Below are 16,109 nucleotides of genomic sequence, written 5' to 3' on the forward strand. Positions count from 1 at the left end.
ACCGGAGGCGAGGATTCAGCGTAGCCCGCACGGTGGACGGTCACGTGCCGCTCGCCCGGGTCTTGACCTGGGTCGCCCGCGCTGTTCGTTCTACGCTCTTCGGATGGACTTCATGCTCGAACGGGTCGACGTCGACGATCCGCGGGCCGTCGCCCTGCGCGGCATCCTCGATCTCGATCTGGACGATCGCTACCGCGATGCGGATGCCGACGATCCCCCCGGAATGGCCGAGGAGCGCGCAGAGGCCCTCGCGGTTCACGAGGACGAGGTGGTCGCGACCTTCCTGGCGCTGGATGTCGACGGCACCGCGCTCGGCCACGTGATGCTGCGTCGCCTCGGCGAGGAGTGGGAGCTCAAGCGACTGATCGTCACCGCGGCCGCGCGCCGACGGGGTGTGGGCCGCGCGCTCACCGGAGCGGTCGTCGCGCGGGCGCGGGAGGGCGGCGCTCGGCGGGTCATCCTGCAGAGCGGGCGGATGCAACCGGAGTCGCTGGCGCTGTATGCGGGAGCGGGCTTCACGCCGATCCCCGTGTACGAGCCCTACGTCGCGACGATGCCCGACTCCCTGTGCTTCGAGCGGGTGCTGTGAGCATTCCCGACACCCGTCTCGAGGCACCCGACGTGGTCCGCCGCCTCGCCGGAACCGCCGACCTCGAAGCGGTGTGGGTGAACAAGATCGGCGGGGTGACCTTCCGCGCGACCGGCCCCGACGGCATCCGTTACGTCAAATGGGGGCCGCAGAACGCCGAGACGTCCATGCGCGCGGAGGCCGAGCGGCTGCGGTGGGCCGCTCCGTACACGCCGGTGCCCGTGGTGCGGGACGAGGGGCGGGATGCCGCGCACGAGTGGCTCGTCACCGACGCCCTCCCCGATCGCTCGGCGGTGGATCCCCGCTGGATCGCCGATCCTGCCCGCGCGGTGATCGCCCTCGGCCGCGGGCTCCGCGCGCTGCACGAGACCCTCCCGGTCGACCGGTGCCCCTTCGCGTGGGGAGTGCCCGAGCGGGTCGAGAACGCCGCCGTCCGCGGCATCCGCGTGCCGGAGGCGCTGCGAGCCGCGCCGCCGATCGACCGTGCGGTCGTCTGCCACGGCGACGCCTGCGCCCCGAACACCCTCGTGGACGATGACGGGGAGTGGACCGCGCACGTCGACCTCGGCGCGCTCGGTGTGGCCGATCGGTGGGCGGACATCGCCGTGACCGCGATGTCGCTGGAGTGGAACTACGGACCGGGGTGGGAGTCCCCGTTTCTCGATGCGTACGGCGTCGCCGCGGATCCCGTGCGCCAGGCGTTCTACCGCGACTTGTGGAACGCGACCTGACCGACCCTCGTCAGCCCCCGACGAAACGGAACGCGCCGGTCGCCACGGCGATGGTGAGCGCGGCGGCGATCATCACGATCGCTCCGGCGAGCGCGACGCCGTCGCGCGGGTGCAGGCGCGAGGGCCGCGACCAGGTGCGGTCGACCGGGGCGCCGAAGCCGCGGGCCTCCATCGCCGTCGCGAGCGTCGTCCCGCGGCGGACCGCGAACACCAGCAGCACGAACGCCATGCCGAGGAAGCGCCGCACGGCTCCCCGGTCGCCGAGGCCGCGGGCGCGGCGGGCGAGGGTCATCGTGCGCCAGTCGTCGACGAACAGGCCGACGGTGCGCGCACCGGCGAGCACGCCGAGCACGAACCGGCTGGGGAGCTTGGCGACCTGCGCGAGCGCGTCGGCGAGCTCGGTCGGGTCGGTGCGGCCGAACAGCAGGATGGTGGGCAGCCCCAGGGCGAGCACGCGCAGCATGACCGCGAGCGACAGCGCGATCGAGTCGTCGCTCACGGTGGCGAACAGGAACCGGCCGTAGACCGTTCCCCCCGGCTTCGCATACAGAAGCATGCTGACCCCGGCGACGGGGGCGAACACGACCACGGGCACGAGCCGCCGCAGGACCGTCGCGACCGAGAGTCCGGTCAGGGGCACGCACGCCAGTTCGAGCACGATCGCGACCGACGCGCTCACGGGGTCCAGTGTCGCGAACAGCGGTACCGACAGCACCAGGGCGATGAGGATCTTCGTGACCGGATTGACCCCGTCGAGCCACGCCGCGGTCCGTCCGGCCACGGACACCGCCGCGCTCATGCGGCCCCCCGCAGTTCGATGCGGTGCTGCCCGAGGTGGCGGACGACGTCGACGTCGTGCGTGACGGCCACGACCGTCCGTCCGCGCGCGATCTCCCGCTGCAGCAGGGAGACCAGCTCGCTCCAGCCGCGGCGGTCCTGACCGAAGGTCGGCTCGTCGAGCACGATCACCGCGGGCGCGGATGCCAGGACCGTCGCGACCGACAGCCGCCGCTTCTGTCCGCCCGAGAGCGTGAACGGGTGGGCTTCGGCGAGGGGGGCCAGGTCGAGCCGCTCGAGCAGCTCGTCGACGATCGCGTCGACCTCGGCCTCCGGCATCCGGAGTGCCCGGGGTCCGACGGCGAGCTCCGCGCGCAGCGTCGAGGCGAGGAACTGGTGCTCGGGCTCCTGGAACACGGTGCCGATGCGCGTAAGGAGCTCGGTCGACCGCCAGCGCGACGGACGGCGGACGCCCCGCGCCGCGAGCCCCGGCGCGGCGACGACCTCCCCCGCGACCTCCGGCAGGAGCCCCGCGAGGGTCAGGGCGAGCGTCGACTTGCCCGCGCCGTTCGGGCCCGTGACGACCGTGCCCGCCCCCTCAGGAACGACGACGTCGAGCCCCGCGAGCACGGGCGTGCGGCGGTCGCGGCCGATCGTGAGACCGGATGCCGAGAGCGCGGCATCCATCGACGGGGAAGCGGGAGCGAGCACGGGCAGGTCGACCGGACGCCCCGGCACCCACACGCCCGCGGCGGCGAGCGCCTCACCGTGCTCGGCGAACACCCACGCGGGCGGGCCGTCGGCGAGCAGCCCGCCGCCCGGCGCCAGGACGATCACCCGCGTGACGAGATCCGCCCACACCGCGGTGCGGTGCTCGATGAGGACGAGGGTCGTCTCGTCGCGGGAGACGACGCGTTCCACCGCGGCGCGCACTTCGCGCACGCCGTCGGGGTCGAGGTTCGCGGTGGGTTCGTCCAGCAGCAGCAGTCCCGGGCGCATCGCCAGCACCCCGGCGAGCGCGAGTCGCTGCTTCTGCCCTCCCGACAACGCCTTCGTGGGGCGATCGAGCGGCACATCCAGACCCACGGATGCCAGCGCCTCGGCGACGCGCGAGGGGATGGCATCCGCCGGCAGCCCGAGGTTCTCGCAGCCGAAGGCGACGTCGTCGCCGACCTTCGACAGCACGACCCCGGACTCGGGATCCTGGAGGACGAGGCCGATGCGGCCGCGCTGCGCTTCGGGCGGCTGCCCGTCGACGAGGATGCGGCCCGTGGCCTCACCCTCGTCGCTGCCCCCGAGGAGGCCGGCGAGCCCGGCGAGCAGCGTCGACTTCCCCGCCCCGGACGCACCGAGGAGCAGCACCCGCTCCCCCGGCTCGATCGTGAGTTCGACGCCGCGGGTCGCGGGCAGGCGTCGACCGGCGTAGCGCCACCCCCAGCCGTCGACCTCGACGCGGGCCGGATGCGGCATCAGACCTCTCGGCGGCGTTCGCGTCCCGCGGCGAAGCGGCTGAGCGCACCGCTCGCGGCGAGCGCGCGCACGAGCAGCCACCCCACGACGCCGCCGAGCACCGCGCCCGAGACGATGAGCGTGCCGAGGTAGAGGAGGTTGAACTCCGCGGTCTTGACGATGTTGCCGGTGAAGAACTCCAGCACCCACGCGCCGACACCGGCGCCGGCGCCGGCGAGCATCGCGACCGGCAGCGAGAAGCGGAGGTAGAGGAACGCGAGGAAGATCAGCTCTGCGCCGAGGCCCTGTGCGAGGCCCGAGTAGATCGTGCTGATCCCCCACGCGTTGCCGATGAGGGCCGAAACGACCGCGGCGATCACTTCGACGAGGAGCGCCGCACCGGGCTTGCGGATGATCAGGCCGCCGACGACACCGCCGAGCAGCCAGATGCCGACGGCGATCCCGCCGAGACCGGGCGTGAGCCCGTCCATCGCGGCGAACCACAGGCCGCCGACGGTGTTCCAGCCCCAGAAGACGAGGCCGATCGCGACACCGAGGACGGCGGCGACGACGATGTCGACGACGCGCCAGCGGAAGCGGTCGGACGTGGCGACGACCGGGGTCGTCCGGGCAGACGTGGACGTGTGCATTTCTTCTCCTCCCTGCGCCGGCATGATCCGGATCAGGTTCGACGGTCGAAGCGTGGATCGCTTCCTCTCAGCCCGGCTCACCGGACTCCCGTGGTTGTGGTTCCCGAGTATAGGCCGGTGCCCGAGGTAGCGTGGGCGAGTGCACGACCAGACACCGGCCACACGGCGCGAGCTGCGTGACCGGGTCGATCCGCCCGACGAAGCGGATGCCGCGGACGCGGCACCCTCGGCATCCATCGACGACGAGGTCGCCGCCGACGCAGCCCCGCCTACCGATGCAGCCCCACCCGCCGACGCAGCCCCACCGGCCGACGCACCGGCGCCCGCCGCGCCGGACGCACCGGCCGCCCCGGCACCCGAGCGCGTCCTCATCGGGGCGCCGATCGCGCTGGGCTGGGTCGACCCCGCGTCGGCGACCGCCCCGCGGCCCGCGCCGCAGTTCGCGCTGACCCCGGCGGGGCCGCGCCCACCCGACCTCCTCGCCGGCCGCCGCCGACGGGCCCTCCGCCCCGGCACGGTCGTCCCGCCGCTGCTCCTGCTGCTGCTCGTCGCGGTGTACGCCGCCGTCACGCTGCTGTGGCCGTTGAACGCGGTGGCGCCGCGCGTCACCCCGCTCGTGGTGCAGCCCGTCGCCGCACCGGCCGCCTCCCTCGCGTGGCCCGCTCAGGGCGAGGCCGCCGTCGCCGTGCAGGGGATGCCCGACGTGCTGTCGTCGGCCGAAGCCCCCGAGTCGATCGCGAGCATCACCAAGGTCGTGACGGCGCTGCTCGTGCTCGAGCGGCTGCCGCTGGCTCCCGGCGAGCAGGGCCCGACCTACGCGTTCACGCAGGCCGACAGCGACGACTACTGGCAGTACCGTTTCCGCGGCGAGTCCTCGCTCGACGTGCCCGTCGACGGCACCCTCACCGAGCTGCAGATGCTCCAGGGCATGCTCATCGCCTCGGCCAACAACTACGCCCAGCGGCTGGCATCCGATCTCTGGCCCTCGAACGCCGATTTCGCCGCGGCGGCGAACCGGTACCTGAGCGACCGGGGCATCTCGGGCGTGACGATCGTCAACCCCACCGGGATCGAGGCCGGCAACACCGCGACACCCGCGGCCCTCATCGCCCTCGCCGAGAAGGCGCTGCAGAATCCCGTGATCGCCGACATCGTGCGCACCACCGAGATGTCGCTGCCGGGAGCCGGAACGTTCAAGAACGGCAACCCCCTCCTCGCAGACCCCGGGGTCGTCGGGATCAAGACCGGCACCCTGGATGCCTGGAACCTGCTGTCGGCGAAAGACCTCACGGTCGGCGGGATCACGGTGCGCACGTACGCGGCGGTGCTCGGGCAGCCCGGCCCCGACGAGCGCGATCAGGCCAGCCGCGACCTGTACACGCGTCTGGCCGAAGAGGTGCAGCTGCGCACCTCGGTTCCGGCGGGGACCGTCGTGGGCAAGGTCTCGACGCTGTGGGGCGAGGACGTCTCGCTCGTCACGGCGGCGGACGCGCAGAACGTCCTGTGGAACGGCGCGAGCGCGACGCCCGGCACGTCGTTCACGCTCGGCGACGCGCGCGACGAGGGCGAGACCGTCGGAGAGCTCATCACGACCGGACCCCTGGATGCCGCCACCGTCGACGTGCAGTTGCAGAGCGACATCGAACCGCCGAGCCCCTGGTGGCGGCTGACCCACCCGCTCGATCTGTTCGGCCTCAACGACTGACCGATCGCCCCCGCCCGGTGGCGAGGATTCGCGAGCGCGGGCGCGGGGGCACCCGTCCTCCACACCCCTCGTGCGGGTGGATCCCTCCCCGGATACGCCCGCGGAACGGGCGCCATGTCGGAGGCCCTCGCTAGCATGCACACATGTCCTCCGACAGCTCCCCTGCAGCCCCCACGGGCGGGCCGCCCGCCCTGCGAGCGGTGCTCGACGAGGTGCTGCGCACCGGTGCCGCGCTCGCCTCGGTGGAGGTGGCGCGCACGCGCGCTCTGGCCGCGGCGGGGCATCTCGCGCTCGATGTGATCGCCGATCGGGGCGCGACCGGCCGAGCCTCCGAGATGGCGCTGCGCGAGGTCGCCTCCGAACTCGCGGCCGCCGAGAACCTGTCCGACCGCTCGGTCCAGGCGCAGATCGGCCGCGCCATGACCCTCGTCGACGACTATCCGCAGACCCTCGCCGCGTGGGAGGCGGGGGTCATCACGCGGGCGCACGTCCACGCGATCGTCGACGTTGGGACCCCTCTCCCCCTCGACGCGCGCGCGGAATTCGATCTGCTCGCCGTCGCGACCGCCGAGGGGCTCAGCCCCGGCCGACTGCGGTCGCGCCTCGCCGCCCTCGCGGAACGTCTGCAGCCGACCACCCTGACCGAACGGCATCGGCGCGGTCGCGATACACGGTGCGTCCGCGTCGTGACCGGGCAGGACGGCATGTCCGATCTGGTCGCGACGCTGCCGACGGTCCTCGCCGTGGGCATCCACGACCGCCTCATCCAGCAGGCCCACGCCGTCATCGACGCGCGGAACGAGACTCCTGAGACGGGCACGGACGAGCGCACTGCACCACAGCTGCGCGCCGACATCCTCGCCGACCTGCTACTGACCGCCGCTCCCGATGCCGACCCCACCCGCGTCGATGACGGCCCGGGCATCCTGGGCACGATCCGCGCCCGGGTGCAGGTCGTCGTGCCGGCGTTGACGATGCTGCGGCCGGGGAGGGAGAACCGCGACCCCGCCGAGCTCATCGGCCACGGTCCCATCGACGCCGACACCGCCCGCGCCCTCGCCGAGACGACCCCGCTCCCGTGGGACCGGGTCGTCACCCACCCCGTCACCGGCGCGGTTCTGCACACCGATGTCTACGCCCGCACCGCAGCGATCGACCGGTACCTCCGCGCCCGCGACCGCCACTGCCGCTGGCCGGGTTGCACCGTTCCCGCGATCCGCGCCGAGGTGGACCACACCCGCGACCATGCCCTTGGCGGTGCGACCCACGTCGCGAACCTCGCCCACCTCTGCCAGCGGCACCACACGCAGAAGCAGTTCACCCGCTGGAGGGTGGACCAGCTCCCCGGCGGTCTCCTTCGCTGGACCAGTCCGACCGGTCGCACCTACACCGACGAACCGCTCCCGTACTCGCCCGCCGTCCGCTTCCTCCCCGATGACCCGCCTCCGCCCGAGCCGGACGACTCACCGCCACCGTTCTGATGACCTCGACCCTCCCCCTGCCGAATCGCCGTCCGGCGTGGACGCGTGCGCGCCGCGTAGCCTCGATGCATGCCCCTCGTCCTCGTCACCGGCGCCGAGCGCCCGAACAGCATCGCCGCCGCGATCATCCCCCGGCTGGAAGCAGACGGCTGGGACGTCGTCACCAGCGAGCTGCGCTCCGGCGACTACCCCTGCGACCTCGCGAGCCCGACCGCTCCGACCGAACTCGTCGAACGCGTCTCCCGCGACCGCGGACCGATCCACGCTCTCGTCCTGAGCCACGCGCACGACGAGGAGTCCGGCATCCTCGACACCACCGCCGAGAGCTTCGATCGCCACCTCGCCGTCAACGCCCGTGCGACCCTGCTCCTGATCTCGGCGTTCGCCCGGCAGGTCGACGAGACGGGCGGGGCGATCGTCGCGTTCACGAGCGACCACACCACCGGCAATCTGCCCTACGGCGCATCGAAGGGCGCCCTCGACCGCATCGTCATCTCGGCCGCGCGAGAACTCGGACCGCGGGGCATCTCGGCGAACGTCGTGAATCCGGGTCCGATCGACACCGGGTGGATGGATGCCGAGACCCGCGAGTCCCTGACCGCGCACCACCCGCTCGGTCGGTTGGGCACACCGCGCGACATCGCCGGGATCACGGCGTTCCTCCTGTCGGACGAGGGCCGTTGGATCAGCGGTCAGCTCCTCCACGCCGACGGCGGGTTCTCCGCGCGGTACTGAGCGCGCGGCGCGCCGACGTCCGCCGTGCTAGCGTCGCCCGCAGTGACACGGGGTGCCCCACGGGGCTGAGAACACACCCGTCGAACCTGATCTAGTTCGTACTAGCGAAGGGATGTCGCGAATGGTCGTTCGCACGTCGTCGTCTCCGTCCACCGTCCTCGCCGACCTGCGGGGAGCCCCGCCGCTCGTGCAGTGCATCACCAACGCGGTGGTGACGAACTTCACCGCCAACGCCCTGCTGGCCCTCGGCGCCTCCCCCGCGATGTGCGACATCCCCGGGGAGGCCGGGCTCTTCGCGAACATCGCCGGAGGCGTGCTGGTGAACCTCGGCACCCCGACCGCGGAGCAGCGCGACGCGGCGCGTGAGGCCGTCGCCGCCGGCACGCGGTGGGTGCTCGACCCGGTCGCCGTAGGCGCGCTGCCCGTGCGCACCACCCTGGCCCACGAGCTGCTCGGGGCGCGGCCCACGGTCGTCCGCGGCAACGCGTCGGAGATCCTCGCGCTCGCCGGGGCGGGTGCCGGGGGTCGCGGCGTCGACTCGACCGATTCCCCGGAAGCCGCGCTCGACGCCGCCCGCGCGCTCGCGATCCGCACGGGCGGAACGGTCGCCGTCTCCGGCCCGGTCGACCTGATCGTGGATGCCGACCGCGTCGCGCGCGTGTCCGGCGGCAGCGTCCTCCTCACCCGCGTCACGGGCGGCGGCTGCGCCCTCGGCGCCGCGATGGCGGCCCTGCTGTCCGTGGCCGACGGCTTCGAGGCCGCGACGACGGCGAGCGCGATCTGGGCCGTGGCATCCGAGCGGGCCGAGGCCGCCTCGAGCGGACCGGGATCGTTCGCCGTGGCGTTCCTCGACGCCCTCGCCGCGATCGAACCGGCGGATCTCGACGGCCGGGTCGACGCGTGAGCGCGCACGACCTGTCACTGCACCTCGTTACCGACCACCGGATGCCGTTCGCCGACGTCGTCGACATCGTCGACGCCGCCGCGGGTTCCGGGGCGAGCATCGTGCAGTTCCGCGACAAGGACGCGAGCGGCCACGATCTCTTCGATCGCGTGACGGCCCTCGCCGACGTCATCGCGGGGCGCGCGGCGTTCGTCGTCGACGACCGCGTCGACGTGGCCCTCGCGGCGCGGGCGGCCGGCGCGCGCGTCGACGGCGTCCACCTCGGGCAGAGCGACCTCCCCGTGATCGCGGCGCGCCGACTGCTCGGACCCGACGCGCTGATCGGCTGGACGGCGAACACCCCGGCGCACTTCGCCGCCGCGGCAGCCCTGCCGGAGGGCACCGTGGACTACCTCGGTGTGGGGGTGATCCGCGCGACCGCGACGAAGCCCGACCACCCGCAGCCCCTCGGCGTGGGCGGGTTCGCCGGGCTCGTGGCATCCGCTCCCCTGCCGTGCGTCGCGATCGGGGGCATCGAGGTGGGCGACGTCGCCGCGCTCCGCCGCGCCGGGGCAGCGGGTGTGGCCGTCGTGTCGGCGGTGAGCGCTGCCGAGGATCCCGCGGCGGCGACCCGCGCGCTACGGGAGGCGTGGGCATGATCCCCCGTGTGCTGAGCATCGCCGGGACCGACCCGACCGGGGGTGCCGGCATCCAGGCCGATCTGAAGAGCATCTCGGCGTTCGGCGGATACGGCATGGCGGCCGTGACCGCGCTCGTCGCACAGAACACCCTCGGTGTCCGCGAGGTGCACGTGCCACCCACGGAGTTCCTGTCGGCGCAGCTGCGGGCGGTCAGCGACGACGTCGAGATCGACGCGGTCAAGATCGGGATGCTGGGGTCGGCCGAGGTCGTCGAAGTCGTGTCCGCGTGGCTCGCCGAGGTCCGACCGCCGGCGGTCGTGCTCGACCCCGTGATGATCGCGACGAGCGGCGACCGGCTGCTCGACGCCGACGCCGAAGCGGCCATCCGCGGCCTGTGCCGCTACGCCGACCTCGTGACCCCGAACCTGCCGGAGCTGGCCGTGCTGGTGGACGAACCGGTCGCCCACGACTGGGACACCGCGGTCGCACAGGCGCAGAGCCTCGCCGTGCGCGCCGATGTCGCCGTCCTGCTGAAGGGCGGGCACCTGCGGGGGCCGGAGAGTCCGGATGCCATCGTCGACACGGCCGGCATCCACCCGGTGTCGGGCCGCCGCGTCGACACCCCGCACACGCACGGCACGGGATGCTCGCTGTCATCCGCGATGGCGACCCTCGCCGCGCACGGGCTCGCGTGGCCCGCCGCGCTCGAGCGCGCGAAGCCGTGGCTCACCGGCGCTCTCGAGCACGCCGGAGACCTGCACGTGGGACGCGGCAACGGCCCCATCGACCACCTCCACGAGCTGCGGCCGAACCTCGACATCGGACCGGTGTGGAGCACCGCCGCGTGGGCCGAGGCGGCGCCGGTGCGCGCCGACGTCGACGACTGCGCGTTCGTACGCGGGCTGGCATCCGGCGACCTGGATCGCGCGGCGTTCACCTGGTACCTCGAGCAGGACCTGCTGTACCTGCGCGAGTACGCCCGCGTGCTCGCCCGCGCCGCAGCTCTCGCCCCGACCACCAAGGAGCAGCGTTTCTGGGCGGCCGCGTCGGCGTCCTGCCTGGTCGAAGAAGCACGTCTGCACGAGAGCCACGTGGATGCCACCGGCCTCGAGCCCGCGCCCGACACCACCGCCTACACCGACCACCTGCACGCCGTGTCTGCGGGCGGATCGTACGCGGTGCTGGTCGCGGCCGTTCTGCCGTGCTTCGTGCTCTACACCGACATCGGTGCGCGCTGGCGCGGCACCTTCGCCCCCGACCATGCGTACGCCGACTGGCTCACGGCCTACGGCGACGAGGTGTTCGCCGCGTCATCCGCCGAGGCCTCCCGGATCGCGGATGCCGCAGCCCGATCGGCCTCCCCCGCCGTCCGCGCCGCGATGTCGGCCGCGTACGCCCGGTCGATGCGGTTGGAGCTGGCGTTCTTCGAGGCACCGCTGCGGCGGTGAGGTGTGCCGGGCTCCGGAGTCTCAGGCGTTGCGGGCTTCGCCGCGCGCCGAGGGCACGCAAAAGGCCCGGATCTCAGGACGGGTGCGTGCGGATCGTCGTCCGACGCCGCGACATGCGGCGAATAGCGCCATGGAGGGACACCGGCCGGCGCGCTGGGTTACCGTGATCGCGACCTAAGGAAGTGGTGGCGATGGCATTTGGCCGTAGCAGGCGTTTGGCTCGGACTGCAGCACACACCGCGGTCGCCGCGGCGACCATCGAGGCCGTGAGCGGGCGATCGGCTCGCAGGAACGCCGCCGCTGCACCGGCACCCGCAGCCGCACCTGCACCCGCGGCTGAGGCGACCGGAGGCAAGTCGCTGCCCTCCGACGACGTGATCGCGAAGATCGAGCGTCTGGCCGCCCTGCACACCGCGGGCGCCCTGACCGACGAAGAGTTCGCCGAGCTCAAGTCGCGCGCGCTCAACTGACCGTGTACGGGCTCCCTGCTCGAGGAGCCCGCACACGCCGTCAATGGGGACCGAACCGCACCCAGGCGCTGCCGTCGCACTGGTAGAACGCGACCGTCGTCGTATCGACGACGATCTCGTCGCCCGCGCACGACCCCTTCGGCGGGCCGGCCGACAGGGCGATGCGCGTGCCGTCGGCACCGTCTCGTCCGGCCGCCCCTGTCTCGCCCTGCGCGCCCGCCTCGCCCTGCGCGCCCGCCTCGCCCTGCGCGCCCGCTTCGCCCTGCGCGCCAGTCAGGTTCGCGATGGCCGCCGTCCGCAGGTCGCCGACCTGCACCCACGCGCCATCGCGGTGCAGGTACAGCGCCGTCGAGTCGATGTCCACGTAGATGTCGCCGTCCGCGCCGTAGGACGCTGCCGGAGTCCCCGCGCCGGCGCGAACGTCGCTGCCCGCCGGGAGCACGACCGGCTCCGACTCCGTGAGCTCGGGCGACGGGCTCTCGCTGGCGACCGCGGTCGGCGCCGCGGACGACGGAGCTCCGAGACGCGCACCGAGGAACGCGGCCCCGAACGCCAGCACCACTACCGCGATCGCCCCGATGACGAGGGTGCGCGTGCCGAGGCGAACGGGTGCGGGCGTCGGTTCGGACGGAGAAGGTGGGACGACGCTCATGTGATGCTCCTGTCGATCGTGTGCGGGACGGTGCGAAAGCGGAAGGGCGAGGTCACCACGGCGGCTCCGCGAGGCCGAACGCGAGGACCACCAGCCCGACGGCGATGACGAGACCACCGGTGATGCGAGAGGAATGACGCTCCAACGTGCGCTGCGCGGTGCGGAGGCCACCCCCGATCCGAGGCCCGCCCGTCACGGCGAGCACGAGCGGGGCGACGACGCCCAGCGAGCCCACCGCCGTCACCAGCAGCACCAGGATCACCGAAGAGAGCAGCGGACGCCCCTCCGCCCCGATGATCGCACTGGCAGCGAGGAGGGCGGCGATCGTCTTGGGCTTGAACAGCGCCATGCCCGCGCCTACCGCCACGGCTTTCGCGGGCGTCAACGCGTCGAGGGTCTTCATCAGGGGAGAGGGCGTCGCCCGCGGCTTGCGGACCCACGACAGGACTCCGAGCACGACCAACGCCACCCCGAGAACGAGCGGAACCCAGGAGCCCCCCTCTGCGCCCGCACGCCTCTCGCCATCCGCCTCGAATCCGAACAGCGCTCCGATCACAGCGGCCATTCCGGTAGCCAGCAGGCCGAGCACGAGGAGCACGGTCCCCGCCCAGCCCGACGCGAAACCCAGGGCGGTCGGCCGCCCCCCGTCGCGCGTCACCAGCGCAAGCTGTCCCATGACGGGCAGGGGGTTGGCCGCGACCACGACGCCCAGGCCGATGATCTCGACGATCTCGAGGGTGTTCACCGCATGCCTCCCTACTGCAGCGACGACGTCAGTCGGGCGAGGTTGTCCCAGGTCTTCTCGCCCACCGGTCGTCGCAACCAGTCCTCGAGGTGCAGGGGGGTGCTCCGTGCGCGATAGCGGTCTTCGACGGCGCGCATGCGATCGACGAACTCGCGGGAGTGCGCGAGCACCGAGACCTCGGCGTTCAGGCTGAAGGAGCGGATGTCCATGTTGCTCGACCCGATGATCGCGATGTCGTCGTCGACCGTGAAGTGCTTGGAGTGCAGTACGGCGGGGGCCTTGTAGAGGTGGATGGCGATGCCCGCCCGCAGCAGCGCCTCGTAGTAGGAGCGCTGCGCGTGGTAGACGAGCTTCTGGTCGCCGATCTCCGAGACGAACAGTTCGATCTGCAGCCCCCGTGCCGCCGCGGTCAGCAGGGCGAGCTGGATCGACTCGTCGGGCACGAAGTAGGGGCTCGTGATGCTGATGCGTCGCTCCGCCTTGTGGATCAGGGCGGCGAACAGCTTGAGGTTGTTGTCGTTGTCGAAGCTCGGACCGCTCGGAACCGTCTGGAGGGCCACCGCGCCATCCCTCGGGGCGACGGCCTCCAGGAAGGGCAGCATCTCACCGGACTCGGCGGCCCAGTCAGTGAGGAACACCGCGTCGAGCTCGCGGGCCGCCGGCCCCTCGATGCGGATCATCAGTTCCACCCAGTGGAGTCCCCGCGCGAGGTTCGAGGACTTCAGGTAGGTCTCGTCGATGAGGTTCTGCGAACCGGTGAACGCCACTACCCCGTCGACCACCACGAGCTTGCGGTGGTTGCGCAGATCCGGTCGCTGCCACTGGCCGCGGAAGGGGCGCAGGGGCAGCATCGCGAACGACTCGACACCGGCCTCGCGCAGGAACTCCTGCGTCTGCGTTCGGTGGGGGTACATGAACGACGCGAGGTGGTCGAAGAGCATCCGCACGGCCACGCCGCGCCGGCGTGCGCGCGCCAGCGCGTCGTAGAAGGGGCCGGTCGAGTCGTCGCGGACAGCGATGTAGAACTCCACGTGCACCCGCACCCGGGCCGCATCGATCGCCGCGATCATCGCGTCGAACGAGTCGGTGTAACCCTCGATGATGTCGACCGCGTTGCCGCCGACCATCGGCAGCGCCCCGAGGTCGGTGTTCATCCGCACGACGGATGCCAGCCACGTGGGGTCCTCCGTGGCATCGGGGGGCAGGGCCGACGGCGCCGCGTGCGCGAGGAAGTGGGCGTTCATCGCCCGCTGCTGCTCACGGCGACGGGTCGGGAGCCGCCCTCGTCCGACGAGGAAGAAGGCGATGGCGCCGACGAAGGGGATGAACACGATGGTCAGGACCCAGGCGATCGCCGCCGACGGACGCCGGTTCGCCGACACCAGGACGGTGGCGATGAATCCGAGCACGACGTGCGCGGCGATCAACACCAGCGACACGGTCTGGCTCGTCTCGAGCCCGGTCATGAGAGTCGCCGAGGCACTCGGCATCCGTTCACGCGTGCGTCCTCCGCCTGCCCTCCGCTCACGCGATCTCCTGTCGGGGTACGACCACCTTCTTGACGATCAGCAGCACCGAGGCCGACACCGGGCACGCGATCAGCGCACCGAGGAGACCGAGGAGGGTGGCACCGACCATGGCGCCGATGAGCACGAGCGACGCGGGGATGCTGATGGCTTTGCCCACGATCCGCGGGGTGAGCACGTACGCCTCGATCTGCATGTAGACGATCATGGTGATCCCGACCGCCAGCGCCGCCTCGGGCCCCGTGAACAACGACACCGTGGTGATCACGATGAAGTTGATCACGCTTCCGATGAGCGGGATGAGGGTGATCGGGAACGCGAGAGCGGCCAGCACCGGCGCGAACGGAACCCCGGCGATGGTCAGCAGCACGAACGTGAAGACCGCGTTGATGGCGGCGAGGATGACCATTCCGCCGAGGTACTTGCCGACCGACTCCATGATGGTCTCGGCCAGGTCGATCACCCCGGGCCGGCGCGAGGCCGGCACGAGTGCGTAGAAGCTGGACTTCATGGCCTCCAGGCCCGCCACGAAGTAGATGGTCAGGGCGAGCACGAAGATCACGCCGAACATCTGGTTGACGATGCCGGAGCCCACCTTCAACGCCCCGCCGCCTACGGCGAGCCACGTATTCGGATCGCTGGCCGTCGTGCGGGCCCATTCGAGTCCCGGCGTCAGAGCCCCACCGAGCCCGGCGTTGAGGTCGATGAACCACTGCTGTTGCGAGATGTCGTTGTATCCGGTGGGCAGGTAGGTGAAGAGCTGACCGAGCTGGGTCACGACGATGGGCACGACGAGCCAGAGGATGAGACCCAGCACCAGCAGGAAGCACCCGACGACGGTCGCGACCGCTCCCGCGCGCGACAAGCCCCGCGCCTCGAGTCGCCGGACGGTGGGGTAGAGACCCAGGCAGACGAAGAAGGCGACGAAGATCAGCGTCAGAGCGGTGCTGAGCGACACCACGGCGGCGCCGAGCAGCAGCGCGAGCAGCACGCCCAGGGTGGCGACGAACCCGAAGCGGAAGGGACCTCCGCGCAGAAGAGCGAAGCGGTCCATCAGTTGGTGGGGTGGTCGACGACGAGGCGCGCGAGCAGGCGCGCACCGTAGCCCGTGGCGCCCTTCGACCGCCACGAATCGTCTACGTCGGACTGCATCGTGCCGGCGATGTCGGAGTCGAGCTGCTTGCGGTACTTCTTCTCCAACGGCAGCTGCCACGCCGGCTCGTCCGCGGCCGCGGCCAGCACCTTGTCGACCCGCGGCTGGTCGTTACCCCGCGTGGCCGCCGTCGAGGGCCCCAGCGCCATGAGCGCCGCTCCCGTGAGCGTGGCGATGTCGATGATCGCGGTCGGCTTCTGCTCCGCCGCGAGCACAAGAGCGTCGGACATCACCAGACGCCCCTCGGCGTCGGTGTTCTTCACCTTCACCGTGGCGGCTCCGCCCATGTCCATCTTCATCAGCAGGTGCATGGCGTCGGTGGGCGTGGGGAAGTCGTCGGGAATCAGACGGGGCAGCCCCGACGCGGCTTCCACCGGCGTGGAACGCTGAGTGGAATTCGTTGCCATGGTGCCCCCTCGTGCCGATTCCGGCCCTCACAAATTAGGCCCGTCCTGCGGGGCGCGAGACGTCCTG

17 protein-coding genes and 2 riboswitches are annotated in these 16,109 nt (G+C 72.2%); of the genes, 9 read left to right on the forward strand and 8 right to left on the reverse strand.

Annotated elements, in window-relative coordinates; all coding sequences use genetic code 11:
• Window positions 1-103 precede the first annotated feature (103 nt).
• Together P8R59_RS04075 and P8R59_RS04080 are read left to right on the forward strand one after the other, a co-directional pair.
• Window positions 104-589, forward strand: a complete 486-nt coding sequence (locus P8R59_RS04075; RefSeq protein ID WP_278102849.1) for a GNAT family N-acetyltransferase — start codon at window positions 104-106, stop codon at window positions 587-589.
• A complete protein-coding gene (locus P8R59_RS04080; RefSeq protein ID WP_278102850.1) occupies window positions 586-1,320 on the forward strand; it encodes an aminoglycoside 3'-phosphotransferase in 735 nt (244 codons plus the stop codon). Before P8R59_RS04075 ends, P8R59_RS04080 begins: the two co-directional genes overlap by 4 nt.
• 10 nt (window positions 1,321-1,330) lie before the next feature.
• On the opposite strand, the gene P8R59_RS04085 is transcribed toward P8R59_RS04080, so the two are convergent.
• From P8R59_RS04085 to P8R59_RS04095, 3 genes are all read right to left on the reverse strand, one after another.
• A complete protein-coding gene (locus P8R59_RS04085; protein WP_278102851.1) occupies window positions 1,331-2,119 on the reverse strand; it encodes an energy-coupling factor transporter transmembrane component T family protein in 789 nt (262 codons plus the stop codon).
• Window positions 2,116-3,567, reverse strand: a complete 1,452-nt coding sequence (locus P8R59_RS04090) for an ABC transporter ATP-binding protein (protein ID WP_278102852.1) — start codon at window positions 3,565-3,567, stop codon at window positions 2,116-2,118. Before P8R59_RS04090 ends, P8R59_RS04085 begins: the two co-directional genes overlap by 4 nt.
• Complete coding sequence (locus tag P8R59_RS04095) at window positions 3,567-4,196, reverse strand: ECF transporter S component (RefSeq protein WP_077049805.1); 630 nt, start codon at window positions 4,194-4,196, stop codon at window positions 3,567-3,569. The genes P8R59_RS04090 and P8R59_RS04095 overlap by 1 nt, the downstream gene beginning before the upstream one ends.
• A riboswitch (TPP riboswitch) is annotated at window positions 4,189-4,298 on the reverse strand. It overlaps the preceding gene by 8 nt.
• A 37-nt stretch (window positions 4,299-4,335) precedes the next feature.
• Between P8R59_RS04095 and P8R59_RS04100 the strand changes: the two genes are divergently transcribed.
• From P8R59_RS04100 to P8R59_RS04130, 7 genes are all read left to right on the forward strand, one after another.
• On the forward strand, window positions 4,336-5,901 hold the full coding sequence (locus tag P8R59_RS04100; RefSeq protein WP_278102853.1) for a D-alanyl-D-alanine carboxypeptidase family protein: 1,566 nt from the start codon (window positions 4,336-4,338) through the stop codon (window positions 5,899-5,901).
• 143 nt (window positions 5,902-6,044) lie between these two features.
• The gene (locus tag P8R59_RS04105) at window positions 6,045-7,382 is read left to right on the forward strand and encodes an HNH endonuclease (protein ID WP_278102854.1); all 1,338 of its coding nucleotides are present in this window, start codon (window positions 6,045-6,047) and stop codon (window positions 7,380-7,382) included.
• 69 nt (window positions 7,383-7,451) lie between these two features.
• A complete protein-coding gene (locus P8R59_RS04110) occupies window positions 7,452-8,117 on the forward strand; it encodes an SDR family oxidoreductase (protein ID WP_278102855.1) in 666 nt (221 codons plus the stop codon).
• 38 nt (window positions 8,118-8,155) lie between these two features.
• A riboswitch (TPP riboswitch) is annotated at window positions 8,156-8,247 on the forward strand.
• Complete coding sequence (gene thiM, locus P8R59_RS04115; RefSeq protein ID WP_278102856.1) at window positions 8,239-9,021, forward strand: hydroxyethylthiazole kinase; 783 nt, start codon at window positions 8,239-8,241, stop codon at window positions 9,019-9,021. (Overlaps the previous riboswitch by 9 nt.)
• Window positions 9,018-9,659, forward strand: a complete 642-nt coding sequence (gene thiE / locus P8R59_RS04120) for a thiamine phosphate synthase (protein ID WP_278102857.1) — start codon at window positions 9,018-9,020, stop codon at window positions 9,657-9,659. Before thiM ends, thiE begins: the two co-directional genes overlap by 4 nt.
• Window positions 9,656-11,089, forward strand: coding sequence for a bifunctional hydroxymethylpyrimidine kinase/phosphomethylpyrimidine kinase (gene thiD, locus P8R59_RS04125; RefSeq protein WP_278102858.1), 1,434 nt, complete (start codon window positions 9,656-9,658; stop codon window positions 11,087-11,089). Before thiE ends, thiD begins: the two co-directional genes overlap by 4 nt.
• Before the next feature lie 266 nt (window positions 11,090-11,355).
• Complete coding sequence (locus tag P8R59_RS04130; RefSeq protein ID WP_278102859.1) at window positions 11,356-11,559, forward strand: SHOCT domain-containing protein; 204 nt, start codon at window positions 11,356-11,358, stop codon at window positions 11,557-11,559.
• Window positions 11,560-11,599: 40 nt separating this feature from the next.
• On the opposite strand, the gene P8R59_RS04135 is transcribed toward P8R59_RS04130, so the two are convergent.
• Genes P8R59_RS04135 through P8R59_RS04155 form a run of 5 tightly spaced genes read right to left on the reverse strand, consistent with a single transcriptional unit; the run spans window position 11,600 to window position 16,042 of the window.
• A complete protein-coding gene (locus tag P8R59_RS04135; protein ID WP_278102860.1) occupies window positions 11,600-12,211 on the reverse strand; it encodes a hypothetical protein in 612 nt (203 codons plus the stop codon).
• A gap of 52 nt (window positions 12,212-12,263) precedes the next feature.
• Window positions 12,264-12,956 (reverse strand): GAP family protein, encoded by a 693-nt coding sequence (locus tag P8R59_RS04140; protein WP_278102861.1) that lies wholly within the window; start codon window positions 12,954-12,956, stop codon window positions 12,264-12,266.
• Between the two features lie 11 nt (window positions 12,957-12,967).
• Window positions 12,968-14,422: a cardiolipin synthase gene (gene cls, locus P8R59_RS04145; protein WP_278102862.1), complete on the reverse strand. Its 1,455-nt coding sequence runs from the start codon at window positions 14,420-14,422 to the stop codon at window positions 12,968-12,970.
• Window positions 14,423-14,480: 58 nt separating this feature from the next.
• A complete protein-coding gene (locus tag P8R59_RS04150) occupies window positions 14,481-15,536 on the reverse strand; it encodes an AI-2E family transporter (protein ID WP_278102863.1) in 1,056 nt (351 codons plus the stop codon).
• Window positions 15,536-16,042: a hypothetical protein gene (locus tag P8R59_RS04155; RefSeq protein WP_341210545.1), complete on the reverse strand. Its 507-nt coding sequence runs from the start codon at window positions 16,040-16,042 to the stop codon at window positions 15,536-15,538. The genes P8R59_RS04150 and P8R59_RS04155 overlap by 1 nt, the downstream gene beginning before the upstream one ends.
• Between the last annotated feature and the right edge of the window lie 67 nt (window positions 16,043-16,109).

It is taken from the genome of Microbacterium proteolyticum, assembly GCF_029639405.1.
Taxonomy (GTDB): domain Bacteria; phylum Actinomycetota; class Actinomycetes; order Actinomycetales; family Microbacteriaceae; genus Microbacterium.

Coding starts and splice junctions, on each gene's coding strand:
- thiD (WP_278102858.1), top strand. CDS start 9,656: ATGATCCCCCGTGTGCTGAGCATCGCCGGGACCGACCCGACCGGGGGT.
- P8R59_RS04090 (WP_278102852.1), bottom strand. CDS start 3,567: ATGCCGCATCCGGCCCGCGTCGAGGTCGACGGCTGGGGGTGGCGCTAC.
- P8R59_RS04150 (WP_278102863.1), bottom strand. CDS start 15,536: ATGGACCGCTTCGCTCTTCTGCGCGGAGGTCCCTTCCGCTTCGGGTTC.
- P8R59_RS04075 (WP_278102849.1), top strand. CDS start 104: ATGGACTTCATGCTCGAACGGGTCGACGTCGACGATCCGCGGGCCGTC.
- P8R59_RS04155 (WP_341210545.1), bottom strand. CDS start 16,042: ATGGCAACGAATTCCACTCAGCGTTCCACGCCGGTGGAAGCCGCGTCG.
- cls (WP_278102862.1), bottom strand. CDS start 14,422: ATGACCGGGCTCGAGACGAGCCAGACCGTGTCGCTGGTGTTGATCGCC.
- P8R59_RS04105 (WP_278102854.1), top strand. CDS start 6,045: ATGTCCTCCGACAGCTCCCCTGCAGCCCCCACGGGCGGGCCGCCCGCC.
- P8R59_RS04095 (WP_077049805.1), bottom strand. CDS start 4,196: ATGCACACGTCCACGTCTGCCCGGACGACCCCGGTCGTCGCCACGTCC.
- thiM (WP_278102856.1), top strand. CDS start 8,239: ATGGTCGTTCGCACGTCGTCGTCTCCGTCCACCGTCCTCGCCGACCTG.
- P8R59_RS04135 (WP_278102860.1), bottom strand. CDS start 12,211: ATGAGCGTCGTCCCACCTTCTCCGTCCGAACCGACGCCCGCACCCGTT.
- P8R59_RS04110 (WP_278102855.1), top strand. CDS start 7,452: ATGCCCCTCGTCCTCGTCACCGGCGCCGAGCGCCCGAACAGCATCGCC.
- P8R59_RS04085 (WP_278102851.1), bottom strand. CDS start 2,119: ATGAGCGCGGCGGTGTCCGTGGCCGGACGGACCGCGGCGTGGCTCGAC.